We start from the raw sequence: 3,570 nt of genomic DNA on the forward strand, positions 1-3,570 counted from the left end.
AGACTATATGTGGAAATTCTATTGTCAAAAAGCGTAATAAAACCAAACTTATTGAGGTGAGAATATGCCCCAATTTATTGACAAGATGTGTTTCTCCTGTTTTAGATATAAATAAATATAGCATTGTATCTGTTTTCAATGACTTAATTTCATTTTATGAATTCTAAAAAGACTTACTTTCCGGCACTACTTTAATTGGTCAAGTTACATTTGTATGCGATCGAAATCACCAATTTTTGGTACATGAATCTTAACTTTAAGAGAAGAATACTGTTACCAATTAAGATAGGGAAATTTTATATTCAGCAAATAAATATATGGCCAATAATAATGTTATGACATATAAAAAACTTAAGGATTATTCAATTTCTAATTTGACAGCTTTAATATCAATGTCTACTAACAAACAATTAATCAAACTGGCCCAAAATTTAGATATACTTAGCCAACGAGGTGCAACTGGCAAAATATTATTAAATACTCCGGTCAAAGAAGGACAACTCGACCTATTCTATGGTAGATTACTCTATACTACTAGCGATATCCACAGAGTAAGGCGTTGGGAACGAGGGATCAGATTGCACTGTCCAGAGTGGAATCCTACAACGTCACAAATAGTATTAGAACCAGACAAACCTTGGGAATATTTGGTCCTTTATGATGGAATTAGCAAAGATCAAATCACTATTGCTCAAGCAAAAGCAGTCATTCGTACTGTCACCTTAGAAATATTATTTTCCATGAGTCGCTACCCAGACTTAACACATGACTGGGAAGGAAACCCTGATAGTAAATCGGAATTATCCCTTGGTTTATCTTTATGTTATCGGGAAATAGAACCAATTTTCACTAAAGTTGCTCAAATGCAACATATATCCAAAAAATCAGGTTTAGAAAGTTTCAACCCTAACTTTGTCCCTGTTTCTACAAAATCTGTTCCCCCAGAAGCTTTATTTGGTTGGGATAAATATTTACAGGGCGATCTCACGATCTGGGATATTGCTATCAAACTAAATAAATCAGTATTAGCTATAGCTAAGAATTTACTTCCGTTAATTACAAAAGGGTTGGTGAAATTACAAGCAATTCCAGATTTGCCAGAACCGAATTTTAAATCATCTTTAGTAAAAACTAATTCTCAGAAAAAGAAAGACTACACTACACCAAAAACAAAGCAATTAATTGCTTGTATTGATGATAGTCCAGTAATTGCTGAAACATTAAGGAAGATTGTTAAACCTGCTGGATATGACCTGATCGCTATACAAGATCCAATCAAAGGATTTATGAAAATTGCCGAACAGAAACCAGATTTGATTTTTCTTGATTTAGAAATGCCTAATGCTAATGGTTATACTGTTTATCAATTTTTACGCAAAGCACCAGTATTTGCCGAAATACCAGTGATCATCTTTACCAGTCGGAATAATTTGATAGATCGTAGTAGAACTAAATTAATTGGAGCTGCTGAATTTTTGAACAAATCTGCCAAACCACAAGAAATTTTAAAAATTATCGAAAAACATTTGTCTATTACTAATAGCTGATATGACAACCAATAAGTCAATATTACTATTGCTAATGTTACAGAAATATGTTAGTTAATTTTATTATGTTGTCTATTTTTTGATAGTACTTAATGCAAAGAAACCTAGCTTTTTCGGAGATGTCTTTTTTTCAAACCAAGGATTGATTTGAGAAGCTGGTTTTCTGGGTTTGCGTATATAAGTCCTGATTTTAGTTAACTAAATTCACTCTTATTCAAAGTACAGTAAGACCAGAGAAACAAAAAAATTTGATTACTTGAGATACAAGGTGCTAATTATGAAGAAAAATAAATTTTTAGTACAAGATAAAATCATTAGTAATCATTAGTAATTATTATTAAATTAGTTTTGATAGTGGAAAATTAAGCAATGGCAAAGGGAAGTGTTTTAATCGTAGAAGATAGTCCAACAGAAGCTACTATGCTGAGTGAATGTTTACAAAAATCAGGATTTGATGTCTTGAATGTAACTACAGCAGAAGCAGCTAAGGCTATCCTGGTTCAACAAAATTTTGATGCAATTTTAATGGATATTGTACTACCTGGTCAAAGTGGTTATAGTTTGTGTAGAGAGCTAAAAAATCAACAAAATACAGCAAATATCCCAATTATTATTTGTTCTAGTAAATCAGAGAAAATCGATCAAAAGTGGGGTATGAAGCAGGGAGCATCTGCTTATGTTACTAAACCAGTCGATCAAAAAGAACTTGTGGCAACATTAGAAAAATTGGTTGTTTTAAAAATATAGGTATTTAATGACTAAAGCATTAAAGGGAGCCAATGCCAAAACAACCATTCTTAAATAGTAGTACACAATTTATATCTATAGAAGTTACTAAGACTTTAGAGGTTATACTATCTACCCGCGAGCTGGATGAAGTGATTACCTTAGACCACAGAAAAATCTTACAAATACCAGGTATGCCAACTGTAGTTGCAGGAGTGTTTCAGTGGCAAGGTGAAATTCTCTGGTTAGTTGATATTTCTTATTTGATGGGTTTTGAACCTTTATTATCTACTGGAGATTATGAGCAAAAGTTTCGGGTAGTGAAAGTGAAATTTCGAGATACTTATCTGGGTATTTTGGTGCGAAAAGTAGGTAACTTAATCAATATTGAAAGCGAAGAGATTAGTTCTGGAAAAACCCAAAAAGTAAATTCAGTTGTCGGAAAATTTATTCAGGGAACTTGGACTAATTCAGCAGGAGAAAAAAAGATGATTTTAGATATTGAAGCAATCATCGAATACATAGAAAAAACCTAGATATAAATCTAGTATAGGGCGGTACAAATAATCCATCATCTGCAAAATTCTAAAAGTCTTAACCAATATAGTAATCCTAAATAGATTGGGAACAAAACATCTGGTAAAAAGGCAACAAGCAGCAGGTAACAGGGGTAAGGGTTTTAAAATTTTTATCTATTTTTTACAAATGATTTAGGGTTTCTATAAATACTTTTAACTTTTGCATGGATGACTTCCTTGTAGCGACACTAGTTCCCAAAAATTAGCTATATCTATTAATTAATTCTTCATCTATTAATTAATTCCTCAGTAAGCATCAGTAATAAAACTATGACAACACGCTTTAGAAAAACAAACCCACAAGAAAATGTAGTGCAAAATGAAGCTAAAGATTACCCTCAAAAATCTAATCAAGAAACTACAGAACCTGAATTAAACAATGAAGAATTGACTATTGTGCCAGTAGAAGTATGGCAGCCAAGTACTAGTCAAAAGTCTAATTATTCACAAAAATCATTAGGGCTAAAATCAAAAACCAACGCCTTAGCAGAAGATTTAGCAGTATTACGCTCTAATTTAGATATCAGAATCGATAGACTTCAATCATTAATAGAAACAGAAGGAGCTGCAGCAGAAAGAGCCGAATTGTTAAACGAAATAACCTCTAATATTCGGGAATCTCTCAACCTCAAAGATATATTTAAAACAGTTGTAGAAGAAGTGAGATATGCTTTACAAACAGACAGAGTAATAGTATATAAATTTGATAAAAATTGGCA

At 32.1% G+C, this 3,570-nt stretch carries 4 protein-coding genes; all 4 read left to right on the top strand.

Translation table 11 applies throughout. The features are described from left to right. Nucleotides 1-317 precede the first annotated feature (317 nt). Nucleotides 318-1,547, top strand: a complete 1,230-nt coding sequence (locus tag F6K22_RS35725) for a response regulator (protein ID WP_293109318.1) — start codon at nt 318-320, stop codon at nt 1,545-1,547. A 369-nt stretch (nt 1,548-1,916) separates the two neighbouring features. Next, on the top strand, nt 1,917-2,294 hold the full coding sequence (locus F6K22_RS35730; protein ID WP_293109319.1) for a response regulator transcription factor: 378 nt from the start codon (nt 1,917-1,919) through the stop codon (nt 2,292-2,294). Nucleotides 2,295-2,326: 32 nt separating this feature from the next. After that, a complete protein-coding gene (locus tag F6K22_RS35735) occupies nt 2,327-2,809 on the top strand; it encodes a chemotaxis protein CheW (RefSeq protein WP_293109320.1) in 483 nt (160 codons plus the stop codon). A gap of 312 nt (nt 2,810-3,121) precedes the next feature. Then, nucleotides 3,122-3,570 (top strand): GAF domain-containing protein (locus tag F6K22_RS35740; RefSeq protein WP_293109334.1); only part of this gene is annotated, 449 nt, incomplete at its 3' end.

It is taken from the genome of Okeania sp. SIO2F4 (assembly GCF_010672385.1).
Classification (GTDB): Bacteria; Cyanobacteriota; Cyanobacteriia; order Cyanobacteriales; family Microcoleaceae; genus Trichodesmium.